The 25,751-nt window shown below is 49.0% G+C and carries 16 protein-coding genes; 9 read left to right on the top strand and 7 right to left on the bottom strand.

Annotated features, from left to right (window positions below; translation table 11 throughout):
* Window positions 1–409: 409 nt before the first annotated feature.
* From F557_RS21850 to F557_RS0112260, 4 genes are read left to right on the top strand one after another with little or no spacing between them, the layout of a single operon-like run.
* The gene (locus tag F557_RS21850; RefSeq protein ID WP_084761636.1) at window positions 410–853 is read left to right on the top strand and encodes a hypothetical protein; all 444 of its coding nucleotides are present in this window, start codon (window positions 410–412) and stop codon (window positions 851–853) included.
* Window positions 834–1,028: an SHOCT domain-containing protein gene (locus F557_RS23590; RefSeq protein WP_019002517.1), complete on the top strand. Its 195-nt coding sequence runs from the start codon at window positions 834–836 to the stop codon at window positions 1,026–1,028. The genes F557_RS21850 and F557_RS23590 overlap by 20 nt, the downstream gene beginning before the upstream one ends.
* A 27-nt stretch (window positions 1,029–1,055) precedes the next feature.
* A complete protein-coding gene (locus F557_RS19850; RefSeq protein ID WP_019002516.1) occupies window positions 1,056–2,783 on the top strand; it encodes a recombinase family protein in 1,728 nt (575 codons plus the stop codon).
* Window positions 2,780–4,369, top strand: a complete 1,590-nt coding sequence (locus F557_RS0112260) for a recombinase family protein (RefSeq protein ID WP_019002515.1) — start codon at window positions 2,780–2,782, stop codon at window positions 4,367–4,369. The genes F557_RS19850 and F557_RS0112260 overlap by 4 nt, the downstream gene beginning before the upstream one ends.
* Window positions 4,370–4,415: 46 nt before the next feature.
* On the opposite strand, the gene F557_RS0112255 is transcribed toward F557_RS0112260, so the two are convergent.
* The 4 genes from F557_RS0112255 to F557_RS22320 all read right to left on the bottom strand — a co-directional run bounded on the left by F557_RS0112255 (window position 4,416) and on the right by F557_RS22320 (window position 6,818).
* Window positions 4,416–5,009: a hypothetical protein gene (locus tag F557_RS0112255; RefSeq protein ID WP_157617874.1), complete on the bottom strand. Its 594-nt coding sequence runs from the start codon at window positions 5,007–5,009 to the stop codon at window positions 4,416–4,418.
* 267 nt (window positions 5,010–5,276) lie between these two features.
* The gene (locus F557_RS0112250; RefSeq protein ID WP_019002513.1) at window positions 5,277–5,720 is read right to left on the bottom strand and encodes a hypothetical protein; all 444 of its coding nucleotides are present in this window, start codon (window positions 5,718–5,720) and stop codon (window positions 5,277–5,279) included.
* Window positions 5,721–5,841: 121 nt separating this feature from the next.
* Window positions 5,842–6,648: a hypothetical protein gene (locus tag F557_RS0112240; protein WP_157617873.1), complete on the bottom strand. Its 807-nt coding sequence runs from the start codon at window positions 6,646–6,648 to the stop codon at window positions 5,842–5,844.
* 17 nt (window positions 6,649–6,665) lie between these two features.
* Window positions 6,666–6,818 (bottom strand): hypothetical protein, encoded by a 153-nt coding sequence (locus tag F557_RS22320; RefSeq protein ID WP_019002510.1) that lies wholly within the window; start codon window positions 6,816–6,818, stop codon window positions 6,666–6,668.
* A gap of 614 nt (window positions 6,819–7,432) precedes the next feature.
* Here F557_RS22320 and F557_RS21360 point away from each other — a divergent pair.
* The gene (locus tag F557_RS21360) at window positions 7,433–7,918 is read left to right on the top strand and encodes an AAA family ATPase (RefSeq protein WP_026297897.1); all 486 of its coding nucleotides are present in this window, start codon (window positions 7,433–7,435) and stop codon (window positions 7,916–7,918) included.
* A 10-nt stretch (window positions 7,919–7,928) separates the two neighbouring features.
* Window positions 7,929–9,608 carry an RNA ligase gene (locus tag F557_RS19845; protein WP_026297896.1) on the top strand — a complete coding sequence of 560 codons (1,680 nt, stop codon included), beginning with the start codon at window positions 7,929–7,931 and terminating at the stop codon, window positions 9,606–9,608.
* Between the two features lie 153 nt (window positions 9,609–9,761).
* Here the strand turns inward: F557_RS19845 and F557_RS19840 are convergent, their stop codons facing one another.
* Window positions 9,762–10,931 carry an HAD family hydrolase gene (locus F557_RS19840; protein WP_019002506.1) on the bottom strand — a complete coding sequence of 390 codons (1,170 nt, stop codon included), beginning with the start codon at window positions 10,929–10,931 and terminating at the stop codon, window positions 9,762–9,764.
* Between the two features lie 108 nt (window positions 10,932–11,039).
* On the opposite strand from F557_RS19840, the gene F557_RS21355 reads away from it, so the two are divergent.
* The 3 genes from F557_RS21355 to F557_RS0112190 are packed head-to-tail and all read left to right on the top strand — an operon-like array spanning window position 11,040 to window position 15,620.
* Complete coding sequence (locus F557_RS21355; protein WP_084761635.1) at window positions 11,040–11,837, top strand: TnsA endonuclease N-terminal domain-containing protein; 798 nt, start codon at window positions 11,040–11,042, stop codon at window positions 11,835–11,837.
* Between the two features lie 35 nt (window positions 11,838–11,872).
* Window positions 11,873–13,954 carry a DDE-type integrase/transposase/recombinase gene (locus tag F557_RS0112195; RefSeq protein ID WP_019002504.1) on the top strand — a complete coding sequence of 694 codons (2,082 nt, stop codon included), beginning with the start codon at window positions 11,873–11,875 and terminating at the stop codon, window positions 13,952–13,954.
* Window positions 13,947–15,620: a TniB family NTP-binding protein gene (locus F557_RS0112190; RefSeq protein ID WP_019002503.1), complete on the top strand. Its 1,674-nt coding sequence runs from the start codon at window positions 13,947–13,949 to the stop codon at window positions 15,618–15,620. Before F557_RS0112195 ends, F557_RS0112190 begins: the two co-directional genes overlap by 8 nt.
* Before the next feature lie 289 nt (window positions 15,621–15,909).
* Here the strand turns inward: F557_RS0112190 and rpoC are convergent, their stop codons facing one another.
* Window positions 15,910–20,427, bottom strand: coding sequence for a DNA-directed RNA polymerase subunit beta' (gene rpoC, locus F557_RS19830; RefSeq protein ID WP_084761643.1), 4,518 nt, complete (start codon window positions 20,425–20,427; stop codon window positions 15,910–15,912).
* 131 nt (window positions 20,428–20,558) lie between these two features.
* Window positions 20,559–25,010, bottom strand: coding sequence for a DNA-directed RNA polymerase subunit beta (gene rpoB, locus F557_RS0112180; RefSeq protein WP_019002501.1), 4,452 nt, complete (start codon window positions 25,008–25,010; stop codon window positions 20,559–20,561).
* Window positions 25,011–25,751 lie beyond the last annotated feature (741 nt).

The raw sequence follows: 25,751 nt of genomic DNA, 5'->3' as shown, positions 1-25,751 counted from the left end.
TGTGTTTTGGTAAAATTGCATATTTAGATTTTTTGTACCAGACTCATTATTGACCAGGCATGAATGTACTGAATAAAAAACATTAAGATAGTCCACTTTTTTTATTCCTTTCACTGAAATTATATCCATAAGTTTCCCTTGTTTTTCTCGCCAACTTTCACCAAAATTCCGTGGTTCATTTGTGTTCAATTTGTAAAATTACAAATTTTTAAACTTGTGCCACACCTCATTTATTACTCCTGTCGAAATCTGTTCATCAACTCTCAGCCACATTCCCGATTTGCACCTTACCTTAACCTTCATCTCGAAACTACGCTGTATAACACTTAATCACTCAAAAATATTTTTCTGTCAATTTCGTCAAAACACCTCTTTCATGTCCATTAGATAAGTAGGAGGTTAAAGATTCATGACAGAACAACAGAAATCCGTAATCAAAACTCTGCGCCAACAGAACTTCAGTTATAACGCCATTGCCAATACCCTTGGGCTGACCGTCAGCACCGTGAAAAGTTACTGCCAACGTTCGGGGCTTGCCGGTAACCGCAAAGAGGCATGCAGGAGCAATCATCTTAAACCATCAGTATTGCCATCTTTCTGCAGATGTTGCGGCAAGCAGATCACCCAGAAAGAAAAAGTTAAACGCCGCATCTTCTGTACTGATGAATGTCGTATAACCTGGTGGAACTCGCACCTTGAACAGGTCAAGCGCCGTAATCCGCACACAGTCAATTGTCTCTGTTGCGGAAAAGAATTCACCTACTACGGTCCAAATCCACAGAAGTTCTGTAGCCATCCGTGCTACATCAAACACCGGTATGAAGGAGTAACGTATGTCGCCGAAACAGTTTGAGTCCGAACTTAACTATTTAACTACTCGCCATATTGCAGAATGCTTTATGAGACAAGGGTTATTTACCAAAACCGAGTTCAAGAAAATCGACGATTTTCTTATTAGGACATTCACCCCGCTTATTGGAAAACTCTTAACACTATCACTTGATAAGTCAGGCGATAAGAGTGAGTAATAGTGGTATCAAAACGGGGGTATAGCTATGAAAACGATAAAGAAAATTGATGTAAAAAGAATTGTCCCACCCACTCGAAAACGAGTGGCGGCATATGCCAGAGTATCGATGGAATCTGACAGATTGGATCATTCCCTGTCAGCTCAGATCAGCTACTACAACGATCTCATTCAGAACAATCCTGAATGGGACTTTGCAGGAATATATGCCGACAGTTTCATTTCCGGGACAAATGTTGAACGTAGAGCTGAGTTTCAACGAATGATACGAGACTGCGAGGACGGGAAGATTGACATTATTCTCACAAAGTCCATCAGCCGTTTTGCCCGAAACACGGTAGACCTGCTCAAGACGGTGAGGAGGCTCAAGGAGTTAGGCATCGAGGTACAGTTCGAGAAAGAACGTATTCGTTCACTGTCGGGCGATGGTGAACTGATGCTGACGCTCCTTGCCTCTTTCGCCCAGGAGGAAAGTCGGAGCATTTCGGAAAATGTCAAATGGGGAGCTAGGAAAAGATTTCAGAAAGGCATTCCCCATGGTCGAGTAAGAGTTTTCGGCTACAGATGGGAAGGTGATCATCTGGTCATCATTCCTAATGAAGCCGAAATTGTAAAACGCATCTATCAGAACTTCCTTGATGGGAAATCACGTCTTGAAACAGAGAGAGAGTTTGCAGCAGAAGGCATCACAACAAGAAATGGGTGCCGATGGCGAGATCACAGTATTAAGACTGTGCTCACCAACATAACCTACACAGGCAATCTGCTCCTGCAAAAAGAATTTACCGATGATCCGATTACCAAAAAGCATATTAAAAATACTGGTCAGTTACCTCAGTATTTCGTGGAAAATACCCATGAGCCGATAATCGACATGAAAACATTCCGCTTTGTTCAGGAGGAAATGGCCAGACGAAGAGAATTGGGACCTTTCGCTAATAAAAGCCTCAATACTACATGCTTTACCAGAAAACTCCGATGTGGCAAATGTGGTAGTTCCTTCATAAGATGCACGAGATCAATCAGGGTTAAATACCACTCAACATTGCAACCTGCCAATGGGTATTACCGCACTTGGAACTGCGGTCGGCATCGCAAGAACACAGCACTCTGTGAAACCAATGAAATTCCCGAAACAATCATTAAGAAGTGTTGCTCTGAAGTTTTAGGACTTGATGAATTTGATGAGCAGATTTTTAGCAAACGAATTGAACGAATCGATGTCCCCTGCCAAGGTATTCTGCTTTTCAATTTCGTAGAAGGTGGAGTGATCAGCAAAGAATGGCATTCTAAGGCCAGAACAGACTGTTGGACTGATGAGCTAAAAAACAAACATCGAGAATCTCGACGGAACTATATGTTGAAAGGCATTGGACCTTTCTACCCTTTTACATGCAGGATCAAATGCGGATGCTGCGGTGAAAATGTCAAACGTCAATCTGAACACAAATCAGTAAATCACAAAGTATTCTGGAGATGCCGCAATGGTTGTGGCATTAAAGGCATTCCGGAAGAAGAACTCAAGGAAATATCGGCTGGTATTTTAGGACTTGAGGAATTTGACAGTGAGGCTTTCATGAAACAAATTGACCACATCACAATGGTCAGAAGCGGGCTTATGGAATTTACCTTCACTGATGGTCATACTGAGCAGGCTGAATACTGCATCAAGGTCAGACAGACAAAATGGACTGAAGAACGACGTAAGGCAATGAGCGAAAGACTTAAACAGTTAAAGGAGGCAAAGAAAAAATGACAGTAACAGTTAGAAAGGTTCAGACCATACCGGCGACATTAGGCAGATTCTCGTCTGCCCCCATCGCATCAAAGCATAAAAGGAAAGTTGCAGGTTACGCGCGAGTCTCAACGGATCATGACGATCAGTTCTCAAGCTACACGGCACAGGTTGATTATTACACCAACTACATCAAAGGCCGTGATGACTGGGAGTTTGTGGATGTGTACACCGATGAGGGCATCACCGGAACCAGCACCAAACGCCGTGAAGGCTTTAAGCGAATGATTGCTGATGCCCTTGATGGTAAAATTGATCTTATCGTCACCAAGTCTGTGAGCCGTTTTGCCCGTAATACGGTAGACAGTCTCACAACCATCAGACAGCTCAAGGAAAACGGCACGGAGGTGTATTTCGAGAAGGAAAATATCTGGACTTTCGATGCCAAAGGCGAAGTGCTACTGACCATCATGTCCTCACTCGCCCAGGAGGAAAGCCGTTCAATTTCTGAAAACTGCACATGGGGACAGCGCAAGAGATTTGCTGACGGCAAGGTAACTGTTCCCTTTAAGCATTTTATCGGCTACGACCGGGGCGAGGATGGCAATTTGGTGCTTAACAAGAAACAGGCTGAAGTCGTTAAGCAGATCTACGCCATGTTCCTGAAAGGAATGACTCCGCACACTATTGCACGAAAACTGACAGAGGAGAAAATCAAGACTCCGGCAGGTCGTGATACATGGAGCAGCAGTTCAGTAAAAAGCATTCTTTCCAACGAAAAATACAAAGGAGATGCCCTACTCCAGAAGACTTTTTGCGAGGATTTTCTGACCAAGAAGATGAAACTCAATCAGGGCGAAGTGCCGCAGTATTATGTGGAAAATAACCATGAAGCCATTATCGATCCGCAAACCTTTGACATGGTTCAGGCTGAACTTGCACGTCGCACATCCGGGAACAACCGTCACAGTGGCGTTCACCTCCTTTCAAACAAAATCAAGTGCGGTGACTGCGGCGGATGGTACGGCTCAAAGGTATGGCACTCCAACGATAAGTTCCGAAGAATCATCTGGCAGTGCAATAACAAATACAAGAACAAAGATAAACGCTGCACCACACCTTACCTTGATGAGAATCAGATTAAAGAACGATTCACAATTGCCGTCAATAAGCTATTAACAGGTTCTGTAAATGCAATCAGAGCCTGTGAGGAGGCTCTTGCCGCCACCCTTAATACCTCTGAGCTGGAGCAGAAACAGCATAGTCTCTTGACCGAGATGCAGACGCACGATTCAGCTTTACGGCAGCTAATCCATCAGAACGCTACCACTGCACAGGATCAGAACGAATACCGTAAAAGCTACGATGCGATTGCTCAAAAATTTAGCTCAGCGGAAGAACAGAAAAAGCTCGTCGATAAAAAACTTAGTGATCTTCTCAAGCATCGCAACATCATCGAGAATTTCATTAGAAAGCTAAAGGAGCAGAATGGGCAAATTTCGGAGTTCAGCGAAAATCTCTGGTGCGGTCTGCTAGATTATGTTACGGCATATACTGATGGCAGACTGATTTTCCGGTTCAAAAACGGTTCTGAATTTTTGGGGTAAAAGAAAAATCCCGATCATCGATAACGGTGGTCGGGAAATATTGCTATCACTTACACGAAAACAACTGAGACTCAACTGGTTCACCGTTTGGGCTCAAAAAGCGGTTTACCAAAGAAATCAATAAATAATATGCCGATAAAGCTTGTAGGACATTCTTTAAATTAGCCAATTCATAGTTAAACATATTTCCATTAGAAGATTCTACTTCACCTGCTCTTCTATGTTTTACGTGATTATAATCTTGCCACCAATCACCACACGACTGTTCAGAAAATTTTGAAAAAGGATGAATAGATGCTCTACAACCAACAAAATTAACTTCCACAATTTCATTCGCAATGTTTCCGCAATAATCATTTTTTATCTGCTGGAACCTTTGCAACATACTACTTCTTTTATTTTTTACATTGTTGGATTCATCCAAAGCAGAGCAGAATTCTTCAGCTAAAGAGTCTATCCCGCTACAAATACTCAAGAATAGCTGCATGTATTTTGATGAGAATGTTTTATAATTTTTCTTATCAATCGAGACGTACTTGTCAGTGCCTAAAAGTTCATCCTCAAGAATCTTAAAGTCACAAATATAAACTTTCTTAAAGGAATCATATAACAATTCAAAGTCCTCCACTTTATCAATCAAGGCTAAGTACCAAGTCAAAAATTTATAGCAAGCCCATCGACCCGAACGAGCCTAGAGCATTATATCACATGGCTCGGTATCAAACTCGGAGTAGAGACTTCGCTAACACTTACCACCAGCGGTCGTGTTCGGGACTTTCACCCTACAGATATAGAACATGCCGAGCACACAAAAAACTCCCAGGCTCTCAATCAAAAACCTGGGAGTATTCTATTCCGGTAACCGGACCGGAGGTAATCCCCTCTGGTCCTTCCTGGGGCCTGCTTTCTAATTCCCTGCTTTAATGGCCCGGCTCAGCTCGGTAACCTCCCCGGAATTGTCCTGTCTAACCTCTCTTAGGCCGTCAGCGGTTATCTCATAGACCAGAGTATCGGGCTCATCATACCTTCTGGTCACCGTTTCATTTCCGGACTGGGCATCGATTTCAATATCCACACAGGACTTCGGGGTTGTCAGCACCAGACGTGCCCCATCTTTCCGGGCCGTAGCCGTGCAGCTTGTGATATTCAAAGCCCCCTGGGAATCCCCGTAGGTCATGCTGTAGGTATCGTCCCCGTTCTTTTCAATTTCCACCGAATAGTGATAGCCATTGCTGTAAAAGCCCTCAAAACTACCGGACTTATCAGCGGAAAATCCGTCTGAAAACCCTGCCTCTGCAGACGTAAAAGCCAGAAGCATCACGGCAGTGGCCGCAAATTTTGCTGATTTCATTATTTGACTCCTTCAAAAAGACAATCCGAACGCGTATCCATAATATCACATGTTTCAATACCATTTACCGGTACTTTTCCAAAATCCGGATATCTCCGCATTTGCCATGCCTGTTCCGGCACTACTGTTCCTGAACGGATTCTTCCGGCAAAATCTCTCTCCTCTGGTCAATAAAGCTATTCAGAAGCATTCCCACACCGTAAAGCTCGCCATGCATCCTGTAAGGAACATTCGACGTGGAAAGCCGGATAATCCGGCCGTCAGAGGAGAGATACTTGCAGACATATTCTCCGCCAGTCATCGGAAACTCCCTGTGCCCGGAAAACTGCCCAAGCTCCTTTTCTGCAATCCGTGTCATCACCGCATCCAGTGCCGCCCGGTCCGTTCTAAACCCCCGATGGCGTTCCCGGCGGGCTCCCGGATTTTTGACATAGGTATGAATCTGGTAATCACCGTTTTTTTCGTCAAGATACAGAACCGTTTCCTCATGGCCGTCCCCCAGACTAGTGGCAATAGTCTTCCGGCAGCAGTCCACAAGAAGCTTAAGTCCGCTGTCATCGGGCCCCGGCGGAACATCATCTTCCGGCAAATAACTCATTCCTTCAGCAATTCCAGTCACGCCGTTCGGAAAGCACGAGGGGCCTGCGGCGGAACCGGCATTCCCGGAATTGATTTCCGGCACCGGAACTCCTCCGTTCCGATCCAGCACGGCACCGCATTCGCTGCAGAATTTGGAGGTCTCAGGCTCCAGAGCACCGCATACCTGGCATCTTACAGTTTTTTGTTCCCTGACCATGGTCGTTATCCCGTGTTCATCCGAAGCCTTAGGTGCCGCACCCAAGGCTTCCGGACAGGCCGTCATCAAACAGACCGCCTCCCAGACACCGGCTAAAGAAAGCAAAAAAGCCCTTCCTGGTCTCTTAGGCATTGCCCCCCCCTGCATTGTCAGTGTTTCCGGTCATTCCCATCGATTCCCCTTCCCGGCACTATTACCGCCCCGGACGACAGCAGTGCCGCCTGAAGTTTCTTCCGGACAGCAGCAGTAAGAATAAAGTCCCGGGAGCTTCCGGCGAAAATCTTAAGCTCAGCGCGCTGCATTTAAGGTTCTTCCCGGAAGCACGGAGACTAACGCCGCAGCGTACGCCCCGGGTCCGGACAGTATCTCATATCTTTCCCGGATCATGGATATTATTCCCTGTAAATGCTGAAATCATCACTGCATTATTGCATTTCTCTCATCTGAACCTCATTGTCATGGCACAAGAACGGAAAGGCAATCTGCATTTCTGACCTCCGCACGGTTCCTTGGGACCAGACGTTTTCAAAAAGCTGGCACACCGCCGGGTCCTGATTCGGGGAATCACCGGTCTTACGAAGAAAAACTGTGAACCTGTTCACTGATCATCTCCTCTGTTCTCCGGATTCGAAAAAATCCAGTAATCTGTGTAGTAGGATAACGTTCTGTATCCCTTCCGATACCGGTTTGGGATCTTAAATCAAGTTCAGACAGCATTGGACAGCATGATCGGCAAACTGTTTATTCCTGCCGCTTTTTCTGCCGCCGGAAACATTCCTGAGCATACCGCATTTCCTAAGACAGACTGGCTGTAAAACAAAAGCCCTCTGTCCTGTTTCGCACTGCCTTAAAATCAGTCCCCTTTATTACAAACTTATAGCATTATCAGCACAGCCAGAATAAACAGGAGCAGCAAATGAGAATTCTTCTTATCACCCGGGGACTACCGGGTTCCGGGAAATCCACCTGGATTCGCGAACACCATCTTGAATCCTACACCATCTCCCCCGACAGGCTGCGGCTCATGTTCTCCGCACCGCTGATGGACACCGCTGGCAAAATCGGCATCTCCCAGAAGGTTAATAGACTGGTATTCGAATGCTTTGACGAAATGCTGGAGAACCGGATCTCCAGGGGCGACTTCACCGTAGTGGATGCCTGCCACGTAAAAACCCAGGACTACATCAGATACCGCCACCTCGCAAAGGAACGGCGGTACCGGGTACTCATGGCGGATTTTTCTGACGTGCCCCTGGAGGAATGCCTGCGCCGGAATCAGGAAAGACCGCCGCTGGAGGCAGTTCCGGAACGGGAAATTCTGAGAATGCACCGGAATCTTCTTAAATGCGAGGTGCCGTCCTGTATCCGAATCTTCAGCCATAACGAAGAAATTATTATTTAGGAGCACAAAAATGACTGAGAAACCGGCCATTATCCTGAAACCCGCAGATTACTCCTGCTGGAAAAAAATCCATGTCATTGGAGATATCCACGGCTGCCACACCGTACTCAGGGAAGCTCTTCCCGAAATCCGGGATGACGAACTCTATATCTTTATCGGCGACTTTCTGGATCGCGGCCTTGAAAACGCCGCCGTTCTGAAATTCATGCTCGGGATCCGGGATCGCAAAAACTGTCATTTCATCGAGGGTAACCACGAGGAATCGCTAAGAAGCTACGCCGAGGACGTCCCCGTAACCGACAGTGAATTCCTCCGGCGCACCAAAGACGAGATCGCAGGGATCGACAAAAAGGAGATCCGCATGTTCTGCCGCCGGCTGCGCCAGTGCGAGTACTTCTCCTGTTTCGGAAAAACCTTTCTGGTATGCCACGGAGGCATTCCGGCTCTCCCGCCTCTGGGACTTCCGGGAGTTGCGGCCCGGGATCTCATTTACGGCGTGGGATCCTATGCGGATTCTGACAAGATCGCCGCCTCCTGGGCCCGGACACAGCCGCATGACTTTATCCAGGTATTCGGACACCGGAGCAGCAAGGAGGCGCCGGTACGGCTTTCTGACAACGTGTACTGTCTGGAGGGAAAGGTGGAGTGCGGCGGCAATCTCCGGGTTCTGGAAATATCCGAAAACGCCATCACGTCCCGGGAATACCAAAACCGGATCTTTGATCCCTCCCGCAGCCTCGACGTTCCGGAGCTGGTAGAACAGCTGCGCAAAAACCGGTTCATTATCGAGAAGAATTTCGGCAGCGTCTCCTCCTTCAATTTCACCACCCAGGCCTTTGAACGAAAAATCTGGAATGAGCAGACCATTACCGCCCGGGGGCTTTTTATCGATACCGGGACCGGAACCGTGGTAGCCCGGGGGTACCGCAAATTCTTCAATATTGAGGAACGTCCGGAAACCAGACTGGAAGCCCTTAAAGCCTCACTGCGTTTCCCGGTACGGGTCTTCCGGAAGGAGAACGGCTTTCTGGGGCTGGTATCCCTCTATAACGGGGAACTCTTCACCACCTCCAAGTCCAACCCCCTGGCGGAATATGCCGGTTTTTTCCGAAAGCTGCTGGATGAAAAGTGCCAGGATCCGGAGGCCCTCCGGGAATACCTGGCGGAAAACCCGGTAACCCTGGTGACAGAATGCATCGATACCGTCAACGATCCCCACATTATCCGTTATCCCGAAAGCAGTGTGGTACTGCTGGACATTGTGGAGAACACTATGGAATTCTCCCGGAGGAGCTACCAGGAGCTCACTGCCCTGGGAGAACGTCTCGGACTTCCGGTTAAAAAACTCTGTACCGTTCTTAATTCACCGGAGGAGTTTCAGAGCTGGTATAACGAACAGCGGCAGGAAACTCCGGATCTCCTGGCCGAGCATGTAGAAGGGTATGTAATCGAGGACGCTTCGGGGTATATGGTGAAGATCAAGCTCCCCTTTTATTCTTTCTGGAAAAAACTGCGTACCGCCGCCGGCTTGCTTCTCCGCCAGAAGGAAAGTCCCGGGAGACTTAACAAAAAGGGAGAGCGCTTTATGAACTGGCTGTCCGCCAGGATAAAACGCGGCCTGGACCATATCAATATCATTGAACTCCGGGAGGAGTATGTGCAGGAAACCGGGGATCGCATGACTGACTAGCCTTGCCGGCCGGCGGCAGTTCTCAGGGCCTGTTCCCGGGAGACCGCCCTCAGAAGATCTGCGCCGGAGAATTTGCCTTTAGCCCTTCTCCGGCATCCTCCGCTCTGAAAGCCCCGTGATTCCCGCCCCCGGAGTCCCGGGGAGATTTTGCGGTTATTTAGAAGACTGTTCCCCGGCTGCAGCAACCGGAACCTTTCTGGTTACCCCGTCGCCATAAATAGTTTTCCAGTCACTTTTCATGGAAATGGGAATCCAGCTGAACTGGTGACAGAGGTCATACATCTTTTCGGCCTTGGCCATGCTGCCATTTTCCCGGACCAGATCATCCGCCGCCAGCATAAATGCGAGGCTGCGGTATTTGTTCCCGGAGGTTACAAACTGGGCCATGCTGCTGTCTCCGGTACTGTTGCCAAAAGCCAGAACCGGCTTCTGACCGATTTCCTGCATAATAACCGTCACCTTGTTCATTTTAAGGTTCTTAATGAGGAACTCGCCGCCCAGAACAAGAGAATCATCCCGGGTCATGGTATAGCTAAGACCGGCAGTCTCCCCCTGCCCGGAGGCAATCAGGTTTTCATCCGATCCGATAATCAGACGATCCGGAAGCGCCAAAGGAGAATTATGGAGAATTCCCCTGACAATAAACCGGTCGGTACCGCTGACTACATAAACGGTAAAACCGTTATCATGAAGCAGATCCACAATCTCCAGCATAGGGCGGTAGAAGCCCTGCCCCCGCAGCATTCCGTCATAGCCGGGCATAGGCTGTTTCTTAAATTCCTGGATATAGGCATCAAACTGTTCCATTGTCAGGCCGCGAAAGGCTGAAGCCACTGCCTGGCCATGCTCGGTCTCAAGACCGAGAAAGGCCTTGCCGGTTTCATTCTGCTCCTGAATCTTCAGGGCCACTTTCCGCTCAAATTCGGAAGCCCGATCCCGATAGTCCGGATCATCAAGAACCCGATACTTAAGAAGCATATAATCAAAATAGTTCGGATCTGTTTCACAGAACAGGGTGCCGTCCAGATCGAAAACAGCAATACGATCCTGCTCCGGAATATAGTCAGTTCCGGATTTTTCGGTAATGGCTTCCAGATATTCCAGAAGCGCCTTTTTAGCCGGGGCTTCATTAGTCCAGAGACTCAGGGCCTCCCTTTTAACCCCCGGGGCGGCAGATACTGCAGAGCTCCCGGCCTGAAGCTCCGGAATGCCGGAACAGGAAGGATCTGCCGGCACCTCCGTAAGGGTATGCGTCAGTAACGCTGCAAAACCAACTCCCAGAACCACAGTGGCAGCTGCCAGGGATTTATTAATTCTGTTCATAAAGCTGTACTTTGCTAAATAAAACAGTTGTAAATTGCTAAATTAACTTGTTTACTTTGCTAAATAAACTGTTACCATGAACTCATAACGTTTGTGGAGGATGGTTTTATGCCAAAAGCAAGGACAAACTTTGCTGATGATTATGAGAGATGGGTACAGCTCGGAAGAGGACAAGGCGAGCTTAAAGATTATGTCTCATGGCTAACGGTAAGAGATGTTAGATCACCTGTCGGATGCAGTCGCATGTGGAGCAGGAAGCTACAGCGTGTCATTAATGTTTTGTCATTTGGCGAAGCAATAGCTTTTTATATCCTTGAATGGCAGAATGATGTAGCGGACGTCAGGGAACAGTTTCCGATTGATCCAGCAAACACCAGGGATATTTGCAAGGAAATGCGTCTGATCCACCCCGGAATCGGAGGTCGTGATATAGTCATGACCACTGATTTTCTGGTGACGTATAAGAAAGGCGATCATTTATACTACAAAGCTATTCAGGTAAAGGATTCAAAACAGACGATTATGGATCCGCGCACCAACAGCAAGCTCCAGATAGAACGAAAGTATTGGGAACGCAAAGGGATCCCTTTCGCCATCTGGCTGTCATCAGATTTCTCGCCCATTCTTAAATCCAATTTCAAACTTATTTCAGGCACTCGAAATATCCTGACAGAAATAACTGATGATGACAGAAATGCCATCAGTGAACTTATGAAGGAGATCACAGCGACAGCCCCGGAACTTCCGTACAGTGAATGCAGTGAGATTATTGAACTGCATGGATATCCACTGAGGATCAATGACTGCCTCCGCATGCTTGTGGCCTGGAACCTCTGGCATTTTCCCATGTCCGAAAAACCCATAACATCTTCGCTTCTTAAGGATTTCACCCCCATAGGGTTCTAAGATGTCACAGAAACAAGCAGACGGAGAGACAAGTCATGACAGCGGTAAATGATGTTTTGGAAATTGATGGCACCTGCTTTCGCATTATCTGGCAGATGGAGAATGAGTTTGTTCTTTTCCCTCTGTACCACGATACTTTGGAACTGGAGAATTATTCTGCTGAGCAAATTGCTGATGCCTTCAAAAACGGAGCGGCAAAAAATCTGCGGGATCCCTATGAGGGGCTCAGGATGTCCGCTGTTTCGCCAAAACTCCTGGAACGGGCGCAAAGCAGATTTGATTCAATTCAGGAACTGGTCAGCGATCCCAGGCTGTACAATCCGATCACCAGAAAGGCTGTCTTCAGAGATGCAGCCGGAGGCGATAAAAAACTGCTTATCAAGCTGAAAAGGAATCTGTTAGCCTTTTGGAAAAAAGGACTTTCTGTAACTGCTCTTATTCCGGAAAGCGGCCGGACAACAGGAATTCATAGCAGCGGACGCAAGGGAAAATGCCCGCGTTCCCCGGAAATGGAAGCTCATCTGGAAATGATCTGCAAAAAATACCTGCTGAAACAGAATCATGTATCCATGGACAAGGCGTACATACACAGTCTTGATGAGTGGGAAAGGAAGTATCCAGGCACGCCGGCACCAAGCAGAACACAGCTGCGATACTACTTTGAACAGCATTACACCAAACTTGAGAGAGCCATAAAACAGAATACCGCCATCAGGTTTAATAAGGACATAAGGTCGCTCAGAGGTAAGGCAGCTGATATGACAGAGGGGCCGGGAGGGATTTATGAAATTGACTCAACCACTGATGATGTCTATCTCGTAAGTTCCAGAGATCCTAATCAGGTTGTCGGCAGACCTACCCTCTACATAGTTTCTGATGTCTTCTCCGGAATGATTGTCGGCATCAATGTAACCTTAGAGTCTGCAACATTTAATTCCGCATCGGATACTCTCTATTCAGCATTTGCTCCTAAAGCAGAGTTTTGCAGGCGTTACGGAGTGGAAATCACTGAAGATGCGTGGCCATGCAGCGGAATTCCGGCGCAAATAGTGTGCGATAACGCTGAACTTATGGGGTATCAGAGCGATCTTCTGGTCGGAAATCTGGGAATAACACTGCACAATACAGGCTCCTACCGCGGTGATCAGAAAGGCAATGTGGAAAGGCTTATAGAACTCATTCAGAGTTCAGTATCAGAGTTTATTAAAGCAAAACCCAGCAAGGTTAAGCTGAAAAAAGCCGGAGCCGAAGATCTGCGTCCTTATGCGACGCTGACACTATCCAAATATATGGAAATTGCCATCACAATGGCGATTGCATGCAATAACCATCTGAGGGATTACTTGCCTGACGGCTATCCTCAGGATGGCAAGCCCTCCAGCATAGAAATATGGAAATGGGGGCAAAAAACCGGAAGAAACTGTCTGCTTAACACAATCAGCATTGCCACCATTAGAATCTTGATGCTGCCCCGCTATGAAGCCTCATTTTCCAGGGAAGGGATTCTGGCTTCAGGAGCACCGATAACCTCACTGAGATATTGGAACAGCGAACTTGACGCCAGCGGAGCATTTATCAGAAACAGCACGCCATATCGCCCAAAAAATGCATGGATTGCTCTGGATCCGGCAGATATATCAGTGGCATATCTCTTTGATGAGCCAGACAATATTACAAATTACAAGGTATGTCAGCTCGCTCCGCAGTGCTCTCAGTACAAAAATATGACATTATGGGAAGGTCAGCATCTGAACAAATCCCGGCAGGAGGCATATAAGGCAGCTCAGGAAGAGTATGACCAGATGAGAAAAAAGGCAAACCGCAAAGTGAGCGAAATATGCGGCGAAGCGGAGAAGCGGAAAACCGCGGATACAAAGGAAGCCAAAAAGAAAATTAAGGATCTGGTCGAAGCCCGGAAGGAGGAATTCAGTCGGGAGCAAAAGAATAACCGGCGTGTGCCTGCTCCGAATTCATCAGATGCGGAAGACAGTGCTTCCGGTACTTCCGATAATGCATTATCCGCAGCCGCACCATCAGAAGTAAATGAAACCTCTGGCATGGAACAGTCTGAGTCAGATTATCATTATCCAACTTCAATTAAGGACATTCATGACTGAAACAACGACAGAATCAAAAGCTGATAGCGTATCCGTTAATGCCCGCGGCACTGATGAGGCCTGCGATGCCGGCAAGCTGATTTCGTCGAACGGGCAGCAGTGTCAGATACAGGAAGCTACTCCTTCAAATTATTCATACAGCCGGGATGCCAGTATTACAGCCAATCCTCTGACAGCAGTGCTGCCCGACTTCAGTTCCATGACCACCAGAACCATCTGCGATCATCTGAAAAGCGAACCGCAAAGGACGAATGACTATGCCAACAGAATTCAGCGCTCAGACTACCTCATGTCTCTGGCAACAGATGCTTTCTTCCCTCTGGCACGTCATATTCAAATCCATAATCTTATTGTTTTGCTACTTAAACTGGGATACAAAAACAGGAGCATAGACGAAGAGGCAGACCATATTCCCACTCTGGAAGAGGTTAAAGAGCAGTACAAAATAAATGAGCCCTTCAGCAAGACGCAGAGCTGTCTCTCTGCAGCTGTCATTGGATGTTCCGGCATCGGCAAATCCTATGCGATAGAGAAGATTTTAGGCCTCTTTCCGCGAGCTGTTCGGCATAAGCGCAAAGGGGAAGAGGATTTTATTCAGGCAATTTACCTGAAGGTGGATTGTCCCGCAGACGGCAGCGTCAAAGTTCTTTTTACCAGAATAATCTCCGAATTGGCAAACTGCGTGAGGCAGAATTATGCGGATGGCTTTCTTAACAGCCGCCGCATAACTTTGGAAATACTGATGGCCCGCGCGCTGAGGCTTATGGATAAGCACAAGGTGGGACTTCTCATTATTGACGAAATCCAGAATCTTGTTCATTACCGGCACAATCATGAGATCCTGTTTAATTTCCTGGTCAGTCTCTCCAACACCCTGAAAATACCGGTTCTCTATGTTGGCACCCCCAAGGCGTTGCAGTTCTTTCAAGATAATCTGAGGATCGCCCGGCGTTTTGCCAGCTGCGGTGTTTACTACTGGAACCGTCTGATACCAGGCAATAATGGAACTGTAGGCGAGTGGGATGAATTTATCATAGATCTTTGGTCACACCGGATCCTGAAGAATGATCCGGTATTGATTCCCGATGACATCCGGAAAACCCTTTATGAATGCAGTCAGGGAGTGATAGATATCCTCATGAAATTGTTCGTCCTGGCGGAGATGCGCGAAATGGAAATAGGCAGAGAAACTCTCTCTGCCAGTGCCATCAAAACGGTTTTTAACGATAACTTTCAATCAATTGAGCCCATGATCAGAGCTCTTAAGGATAACGATATTCAAAAGATTAACGAATATCAGGATCTGATAATTCCGAAACCGGTTTTTACTGAAGCCCTGAATAAATCACGTGCCAGAATCGCAGAGACTGCCAGGCAAACTGTCAGCACTACTGATCTGGCAACTGATGATGAAATCATTGAAGACTGCCTGAGTATTGCCGCCGGCTGCGAATATGACCTGTCCAACATGAATCTCATAGAAATGCTTCATCTTAAAATCAGAGAGCAAAAGACAGGGGATATCGTCCCTATTTGGAACAAGGTGATAAGTGAGATTTCTAAACGTTTCAAAGAAATAGCAACCAGCGAATCCAAAGAAAAGGATGAGGCCAAAATGACGGTTGCACTTAGCAGCGACCTGCCTATAGAGGATGTACCTAAATAACAGTTTAAATTAACAAAAGCAACAGTTTAGATTAGCATATAACAACAGTTTTATTTAGCAAAGTACAAAAGCTAACTCTTCATTTCAAAAACAAGTTACATAAAACTGCTCATAACATCCAGACCTTGGAGCGGCAGTCACCGCCCGCATTTCCAGCCCCCATCCCGCTGCTATGGCAGCAGCAAAATGAACAGGCCGGAATGAAAACAGTCAGAACGGCATCGCAGAACTCCCAGGATATGAAAAAGCGGCCCGAAAGCCGCTCACAAATCAAAGTCCGTTACGACTGTCAGTCATTGGTAATGCTGCCAAGCTCGCTAAGCCCTCTGGCAAGCTCATCGGAAGCAATTTCGGCTGCGGTCTGAGCAACGCTGTCAGATCCCTCGCGGGACTGAAGAGCCCGGAGCTCAGCTGCCCGGCGGCGTCTCTCATGATAGCTGAAGCCGGTACCTGCCGGGATAAGACGTCCCACAATGACGTTTTCCTTAAGACCGCGCAGTTCATCAACCTTGCCGGCCACTGCCGCTTCGGTGAGAACTCTGGTGGTCTCCTGGAAGGAGGCGGCACTGATAAAGGACTCGTTATTGAGAGATGCCTTGGTGATACCCATGAGAATCCGGTTAAAGGTTACCGGTCTCTTGTGCAGTCTGTTAAGCTCCTCATTATCGCTCTTCACGTAGGAATACTCAGCCTGTTCGCCCTTGATGAACTCCTTGGAATCGCCCGGATCAACGATTTCACACTTTCTCAGCATCTGACGGGCAATCATCTCAATATGCTTATCGTTGATCTTAACGCCCTGGAGACGGTATACCTGCTGAACCTCGGAAACAATGTAGTTGGCAACCGCCTCAACACCGCGGAGGCGCAGAATATCATGGGGAGATTCCGGACCGTCAGCAATGGGCTCGCCCTTCTTAACCTCGTCGCCCTCGATGACATTAACGTCACGTGAAGAGGAAACGGCGATCTCGAACGGCTCAAGAGGCTTGCCGTCAGGACCGAGCTCAGTAGGAGTAATCACCAGCTTCTTCTTGATGCGGGTTTCCTTGCCGAATGATACCACACCGGAGTACTCGGCAAGAATTGCCGGTTCCTTCGGATTTCTGGCTTCAAACAGGTCGGCCACTCTCGGCAGACCGCCGGTGATGTCCTTGGTTCCGGCAGCCTTCTGCGGAATGGAAGCAATAACATCACCCGGATAGATTTCCTGGTCTTCCTCAATACGCACAATGGACTTGGCGTGAAGCATGTAGGAAACTTCCTTGCCGTTGGCATCAAGTACCGGAGAGCCGTTCTCGTCCACCAGATAGATGGTAGGACGCATGTCAATAACGGCCTTGTACGCGTTCATCTGAGACATGTAGTTGCGGTAATTCTTTTCCTGGGCATCGTAAAGCTTCTTGTCTGACTTCCACTGAGCCAGGCGAACCTCAAATTCCTTGACCTTCTCGGTGTCCTTGCAATCCTCATCGGACAGCACCGGCATCTCGCCAGGATTGAACTTGGGCTTTCCAGGGTTCACCGGAGCTACCTTGCGGTTTGCAGATTCACGAACCTCGATATAGGAGTTACCGGTACCCTCGTCTTCCTTGCGGTCGATGGTAACACCGATTTCCATATCGCGGAACTTCACAAAACCATGGTATTCCGAAACCGTCGGATGCGCGTGGGCATCCCACTCTGCCACAGTGGTGTTGCTGACAACCTTCTCGCCGTTCTTGACATAAAGCACAGCGCCGTACGGAAGCTTATGGCTCTCGAACTTTTCGTCATCAACATAGAGATGAGCGGAACGGGAAACCACCACCAGCTTGCCATCCTCACGGGTGATGGTACGGGCATTGATAATCACCTTGCCAGCGCGCTTGACCACTACGGTATTGTCCGCAGCTGCTGCTGATGCCGCACCGCCGATGTGGAAGGTACGCATGGTAAGCTGAGTACCAGGCTCGCCGATGGACTGAGCAGCCATAACGCCTACTGCTTCGCCGCGGTTCACCAGGATACCGCGGGCCAGATCGCGGCCGTAGCAGTGAGCGCAAATACCGTATCTGGCGTTACAGGTAATGGCAGAACGCACCTTGATACGGTCAATGCCATTAGCTTCAAGGAGATCGCAAAGCTTTTCGTCCAGGAGAGTGTTATAGGGAATAACCACCTCATCCTTGGTACCCGGCTTAATAACATCCTCAGCCAGCACTCTGCCGAGAGCACGGTCACGGAGACTTTCCACAGCGCTGTTGCCGGAGGAAAGCGGAGTAATCCAGAGACCGTCGGTACTGCCACAGTCATCCTCGGTAATCACGAGATCCTGAGCCACGTCAACAAGACGGCGGGTCAGATAACCGGAGTTAGCGGTCTTGAGCGCGGTATCGGAAAGACCCTTGCGCGCACCGTGAGTCGAGATGAAGTACTGAAGAACGTCCAGACCTTCAAGGAAGTTGGAGGTAATAGGAGTCTCGATGATGGCGCCGTCCGGCTTTGACATAAGTCCGCGCATGGCTGCCAGCTGGGAAATCTGCTTCTCGGAACCACGGGCACCGGAGTCGGCGTACATATAAATGGTATTGAAGGATGCCTGCTTCTCGGTTTCACCCAGGATGTTGACAGCCTCCTCGGTACGGAGGTTTTCCATCATCACGCGGGAAAGGTTCTTGGAAGCGCGGTCCCAGATATCCACCACCTTGTTGTAGCGTTCGCCCACAGTGATTTCACCGCCTTCGTACTGGCTCTGAATTTCGTTAACCGCCTTCTCGGCCTCAGAAAGCAGAGTTGCCTTGCTCTTGGGGATAAGAATGTCGTCGGTGCAGATGGAGCAGCCGGAAAGAGCTGCAAATCTGAAGCCGGTGTACATAATACGGTCGGCGAACATTACAGTGTCCTTAAGGCCGAGAGCACGGTAGCAGGCATTCAGAAGCGCTCCGATCTTTTTCTTGCCAAGAGGTTCATTGGAAACGTACTTGAACCAGCTCTCAGGATGCTGTCTGAGGGATTCCTGCTCCTCAGCGGTAAGCTTTCTCGGAGGATCAATGAGATCATAGCTGAGTCCCTTCGGGAGAATCAGCACCGAGAGGATGGCACGGCCGATAGTAGTGGTACGAATAGAGGAGTTTTCCTCGAAGGTACCGTCAGGCAGCTTGCGGTAGTCTACAATGCGGCATCTGATACGGGCCTGGAGATCGGCAAGTCCGGTACGGTACAGACGCTCTGCCTCTTCGGCATCGGCCACAATCATACCCTCGCCCTTGGCACCCACGCGCATTCTGGTCATGTAGTAAAGCCCCAGAACCACGTCCTGAGAAGGAACGATAATAGGTTCGCCGGAAGCCGGTGAAAGCAGATTGTTGGTGGAAAGCATGAGCGCACGTGCTTCGAGCTGAGCCTCCAGGGTCAGCGGCAGGTGCACTGCCATCTGGTCGCCGTCGAAGTCGGCGTTAAAGCCGGTACATACCAGAGGATGAAGTCTGATAGCCTTGCCTTCAATAAGAACGGGCTCAAATGCCTGAATACCGAGACGGTGGAGAGTCGGAGCACGGTTCAGCATCACCGGATGCTCACGAACCACCTCATCCAGGATATCCCATACCTCGGGATCCTCGCGTTCTACCATGCGCTTGGCAGCCTTGATGGTGGTGGCAAATCCGGAGGCCTCGAGACGGCCGTAAATGAACGGCTTGTAAAGTTCCAGGGCCATCTTCTTGGGAAGACCGCACTGATGCATTCTCAGGAAAGGACCTACGGTGATTACAGAACGTCCGGAATAGTCAACGCGCTTGCCGAGAAGATTCTGACGGAAGCGGCCCTGCTTGCCCTTAATCATGTCTGCCAGAGACTTGAGAGCTCTCTTGTTAGAGCCGGTGACCAGTCTGCCACGGCGGCCGTTGTCCATCAGAGCGTCCACAGACTCCTGGAGCATACGCTTTTCGTTTCTGACAATGATATCCGGGGCATTAAGCTCGAGAAGTCTCTTAAGACGGTTATTTCTGTTAATAACACGTCTGTAGAGCTCATTAAGATCAGAGGTCGCAAAGCGGCCACCCTCCAGCGGTACCAGCGGCCGGAGATCCGGAGGAAGTACCGGAAGGACGGTAAGGATCATCCATTCCGGACGGTTTCCAGAGGCCACAAAGTCCTCCATAAGCTTAAGACGGCGGGTCAGGTTCTTTCTGACAGTCTCAGAAGTGGTGCTGTCCAGCTCCTCGCGCACCTTGGTGATTTCAAGGCTGAGGTCCACATTCTTAAGAAGCTCCAAAAGAGCCTCGGCGCCCATTCTGGCCTCAAAATACTCATCATTGCTGACGCGCTCATAGTATTCGTCCTCGGACAGAATCTGACCGGTTTCCAGGTCGGTATCAGCAGGATCAGTTACCACATAGCTTTCGAAATAAAGAACACTTTCAATATCCTTAAGCTTCATGTCCAGAATAAGGCCGATACGGGAAGGCAGAGACTTCAGGAACCAGATATGTGCTACCGGAGCTGCAAGATCAATGTGTCCCATACGTTCACGGCGTACCTTGGAGAGAGTCACCTCAACACCGCACTTGTCACAGACAGTACCGCGATGCTTGAGGCGCTTGTACTTGCCGCAAAGACACTCGTAATCCTTCACCGGTCCGAAGATCTTGGCACAGAAAAGACCGTCACGCTCCGGCTTGAAGGTACGGTAATTAATGGTCTCAGGCTTCTTAACCTCGCCCCAGGACCAGGCGCGGATCTTCTCAGGAGAGGCCAGACTGATTTTGATGGCGTCAAAATCGGCGCTATCCTTCTGACGCTGAGCCTCACGGCCAAGCTCTGACATCCTGCGGGTTATACTGGTATCGGCCAGTACGGAAGCGCCCGCTCCAAAAATGTTTTGGATTTCGTTATCGCTCACAATAATATACCTCTGTAAGCCTCCGGCCATAACAGCCGGAGACATTGATTAAAATGTTAGGCCTGATTCTTGTTTTCCAGGGAAATATCGATACCGAGGGAACGAATTTCCTTGAGGAGAACGTTGAAGGATTCAGGGATACCTGCTTCCATGGTGTAGTCTCCGGCAACAATGTTCTTGTACATCTTGGTACGGCCGTTGACGTCATCTGACTTAACAGTAAGCATTTCTCTCAGGGTGTATGCAGCACCATAGGCTTCAAGTGCCCACACTTCCATTTCACCGAAGCGCTGACCGCCGAACTGGGCCTTACCGCCGAGCGGCTGCTGGGTAACCAGGGAGTAGGAGCCGGTGGAACGGGCATGCATCTTGTCATCAACAAGGTGGTTGAGCTTGAGCATATACATAATGCCCACGGTTACCTTGCGATCGAAAGGAATGCCGGTACGTCCGTCATAAAGGGTAATCTGCCCGGACTCAGGAAGATCGGCCAGACGGAGCATTTCCTTAATGGTCTTTTCACTGGCACCGTCGAATACCGGAGTAGCTACCGGCATGCCGCTTCTGAGGTTTTCTGCAAGAACCATCACCTCATCGTCGGTAAGCTCGGAGATCTGGACATTCTGCGCGGAATTGCCGATATCGTAGACCTTCTGCAGGAACTCACGGAGATCCTGAATCTTCCGCTTCTGCTCCAGCATAGCATTGATCTTGTCGCCAATACCCTTGGCGGCCATGCCGAGATGCACTTCCAGTACCTGTCCGATGTTCATACGGGAAGGTACGCCCAGAGGGTTGAGTACGATATCTACAGGCACACCGTTTTCATCATAGGGCATATCCTCAATGGCGGTAATGCGGGAGATAACGCCCTTGTTACCATGACGGCCTGAAAGCTTGTCGCCCGGCTGGATATGACGCTTGACGGCCACATAAACCTTGACCATCTTGAGTACTCCCGGAGGCAGATCGTCGCCCTTCTGGATCTTCTTCTTCTGAAGTTCCAGCTTGCGGTCGTATTCAGCACGGAGCTGCACCAGCTTATTCTGCATTTCCTCAAGCTGTCTCTGCACCTTTTCATCGGAAAGCTTCTGCTGGAACACCTCACGATCAGCCAGGTTCTTGGCATTCTTCACACCGTTCCGGGAAAGAAGATGACGCGCATTGCGGTAAATACCGGAGGACAGGAAGTTAAGCTCTTCGGAAAGATCCTTCTTGGCCTGGGCAATCTGCTGCGCCTCGATGGCCTTGGCACGGTCGTCCTTCTCCATGCCGTCACGGGTGAACACCTGAACATCCACCACAGTGGCGTTGGTGCCGGCCGGGAGACGGAGCGAAGTATCCTTAACATCGGAAGCCTTTTCGCCAAAGATGGCACGCAGGAGCTTCTCTTCAGGGGTCAGCTGGGTTTCGCCCTTCGGGGTTACCTTGCCCACCAGAATATCGCCGCCCTTGACCTCAGCGCCAACATAAACAATACCGGACTTATCCAGCTTGTTGAGAGCAGACTCGCCCACGTTCGGAATGTCGCAGGTAATGTCCTCTGGTCCGAGCTTGGTATCACGTGCCTGGCAGGTGAAGTCAAGAATATGAATGGTGGTCAGACGGTCGTTGTTGGCAACTCTCTCGGATACCATGATGGAGTCTTCGAAGTTGAAGCCATTCCACGGCATGAACGCAATGCGGAGGTTCTGTCCCAGAGCCAGCTCGCCCATGTCGGTGGAGGAACCGTCGGCAATTACGTCACCAACCTTGACCTTTTCGCCAAGCGATACGCATGGACGCTTGTTAAGGCAGGTATTCTGGTTGGAACGGGTGTACTTGGAAAGATTGTAGATATCAATGCCGGGATCCCCGGGAACAACCTCCTCCAGATTTACCTTCACCACAATACGGGAGCCGTCAACATAGATAACCTCGCCGCCGTGTCTGGCCATGGTGGTAACACCGGAGTCCTCGGCCACAGCACGTTCAATGCCAGTACCTACAAAGGGCTTTTCCGAAATGATGGTCGGAACGGCCTGACGCTGCATGTTACATCCCATGAGGGCACGGTTAGCGTCATCGTGCTCCAGGAACGGAATCAGAGAAGCGGATACTGAAATAATCTGCTGCGGAGAAACGTCCATGTAGCGGATTTCACTGGCACGCTTGAAGGTGGAATCACCCTGGAAGCGGCACGGTATGATTTCATTCTTGAAGTAGTTGTTCTCATCGAGGTCTGCATTGGCCTGAGCAATTACATAGTTGCCCTCGTCAACAGCGGACAGATAATCGAAGTCGTCAGTAACCTGGCCATCCACCACGCGGCGGTACGGAGTCTCAAGGAAGCCGTAATCGTTGCAGCGGGAGTAAACTGAGAGAGAGTTAATAAGACCGATATTCGGACCTTCCGGAGTCTCAATGGGGCAGAGACGGCCGTAATGGGTCGGGTGAACGTCTCGAACCTCGAAGCCGGCACGTTCACGGGTAAGACCGCCGGGACCCAGGGCGCTGATACGGCGCTTGTGGGAAACCTCGGAAAGCGGGTTGTTCTGATCCATGAACTGAGAGAGCTGCGAGGATGAGAAGAATTCCTTCACTGCAGCAGAAACCGGCTTGGCGTTAATCAGATCCTCGGGGGTGATAGCATCAAGCTCGCCCTTGTTGAAACGCTCCTTAACAGCCTTTTCGATACGCAGAAGACCGATACGGAAGTGATTGGCGGTCTGCTCGCCCACACTTCTGATACGGCGGTTGCCGAGATGGTCGATATCGTCAACGCTGGTCTTGCCGTTTCTGATCTTGATAAGATAGCGCATTACCCGGATGATGTCATTGGTAGAGAGAACTCTCTCCGGCTCGGGGAATACATAATCAGCGACAGCAGGGATCTTTGAGCTGTCCTCAATGGTGCCGGCGAAGTTCTCGCAGTTCATGTCCAGAGGCACATCAGAAAGTCTGATGGCGAACATCTTCTTGGCAACGCCGTCAACAGTTACATCGCGGATATAGCGCTTCTCGTTGGTGGCATCCTCATCAGCCACGGCAGGAATCACGGAACGGCGGACATTGTCAAAGAACTTGAAATAGCCGCGATCCGGAACTCGGGAAGGAATAAGCTCAGCAGTCTTGTCCTTGGTTGTGGCTACCGCCTTCAGGAAGGCCGGGAATTCCATGTATACCACGCCGTCCTTGATAAAGAGGGTTGAATCCTCCTTGTTGTATTCGCCGGCGGATACAAAATACTTGACGCCATTGGCCAGAGCCTCGTTTTCCTTAAAATGCTCGTCAAACTTCATCCTGCCTACTTCAGAAAGATCGTAGTGGTCGAAATTGAAGAACATCCGGTTCACGAAATCGCTGGCTGTTTCCTCGTCAAGACGATCGCCGGGACGCATGGTGGCATAGATGCTGTAAAGAGCGTCCTTTCTGGTAACAGTGGGATCGATGGTGAGCGTAGAGGAAATAAACGGACCGTCATCGACATTGCTGGTGTAGATAACCTCGAACTTCTTGATCTTGTTCTCGGCCAGTGCCAGGAGCACGTCGGCAGTGACATTTGTGTTCACTTCGGCGATAAGATTGCCCTGCTTATCATAGTAATTACGGGCCAGCAGCTTGTCGAAGAGGTATTCCTCGGGGATCTCGACAGCCTTGACCTTAACGCCCTTGGATACCTCAATGGTATTGGTAATATCGGCTTTGGCCAGCTGTCTTATGTGGCGCTTGGAGATCTTCTTGTTCTTCTCGACAATAACCTTGTCTCCAACCTTAATGTCGAAGTTAAGGGTCTGGCCGTCAAGTCTTTCCGGAATAACCTCCATCCAGATCTTGCCGTTCTTGACTTCAAAGAAGGTGGTATCAAAGAAGATATTGATAATCTGTTCGTTGTCAAAACCGTAGGCACGGAGCAGCTGGGTTGCCGGAAGCTTTCTCTTGCGGTCAATACGGACAAAAAGATTATCCTTGTGATCGAACTCAAAATCCAGCCAGGAACCGCGGGCCGGGATGACACGGGCTCCGAAAATCGTACGGCCCGGATAGTTCTTGCCCTTGTCGCTGTCAAAGAAGACACCAGGAGATCTGTGCAGCTGGGAAACCACCACGCGTTCGGTACCGTTGATAACGAAGGTGCCGTTTTCAGTCATGAGCGGAATCTCGCCCATGTATACTTCCTGCTCCTTGACGTTTACTACCTTGCCGTCCTTTTCCTTCTGCACATAACGGAGCTTCACCCGGAGAGAGGACTGGTATGAGGCACCGCGGATAAGGCACTCGCGAACGTTGAATTCAGGTTCCTCAAGCCGGAAGGAATCGTATTCCAGAATGGCCTGACCATTGGCGCTGACTATCGGGAAAACGCTTTTGATGGCATTTGAAAGTCTGCATTCTCCGTTATGGTCCGGGGTAATGAAACGGTCATAGGAATCGACCTGAATGGAAAGCAGATAAGGCACGTCGATAAACTGAGGTCTCTGACCAAAGCTCTTGCGGATGCGCTTCTTTTCGGTGTTGGATATCTTCATTGAAGCAGATTACTCCTAACTTTTAACAAATAGTTCATACCGGAAGCGGGGCTTCCGGGCGGTCTGTGACACCGGCCGCACTGAACCGTCGATATCTTTAACAGACAAATAAAATTTTCCTATTTTATTTCAAAAAATGAGACTTGTGTAAAATATTCGCCTTTTTTACGCTTAGATTTTGGGGTTTGTTTATAAAATGTGAACTACATCACATTTCTAAAAATTTTTACAGGGTATTACAACACCGAAAACAAAGCGAATTTTCTGCCGCATCTTCATTTTTATAAAAATAAAACGAGTGTTTTTGAACATACAGAATATTCCTGCTCCTCGTTCTGTCCCAGTATTGACCGGGGGGCTCTTTCAGGCCATTCCGGCCGGGACTCAGGAGATGTATCCGCTTTCCTGGCGGAACTGTCCACCATGCTATACATAAAAGTCAGACCGTCCCCTCTAAAACCTCCTTTATCACTCCAAAGACGCGGCCACAGCTAAGTGACAGCTATCACTCCAAAAAAGTGTGATTCCGGAAAACGCAGCCCCCCCAATTTCAGCCCCCCCTGATTTCCAGAAACACCTGCAAAATAAATTTTCAAACAGAGATAAAGGCGGCCGAAAAACGCATAAAAAACCGCTCCAAAGCCATTTCATCCTAAAAGTTTTTGAAATTGCTATACCGTTCATATTTTATACAAACCATAAACAATTTGACAAATACTATTAAATTTTTATAATTCGAAC

The sequence above is a fragment of the Succinimonas amylolytica DSM 2873 genome, from assembly GCF_000378405.1.
Lineage (GTDB): Bacteria > Pseudomonadota > Gammaproteobacteria > Enterobacterales > Succinivibrionaceae > Succinimonas > Succinimonas amylolytica.
The sequence above is the reverse complement of the archived record's forward strand: the minus strand, read 5'-3'. Positions and strand labels throughout refer to the sequence as shown.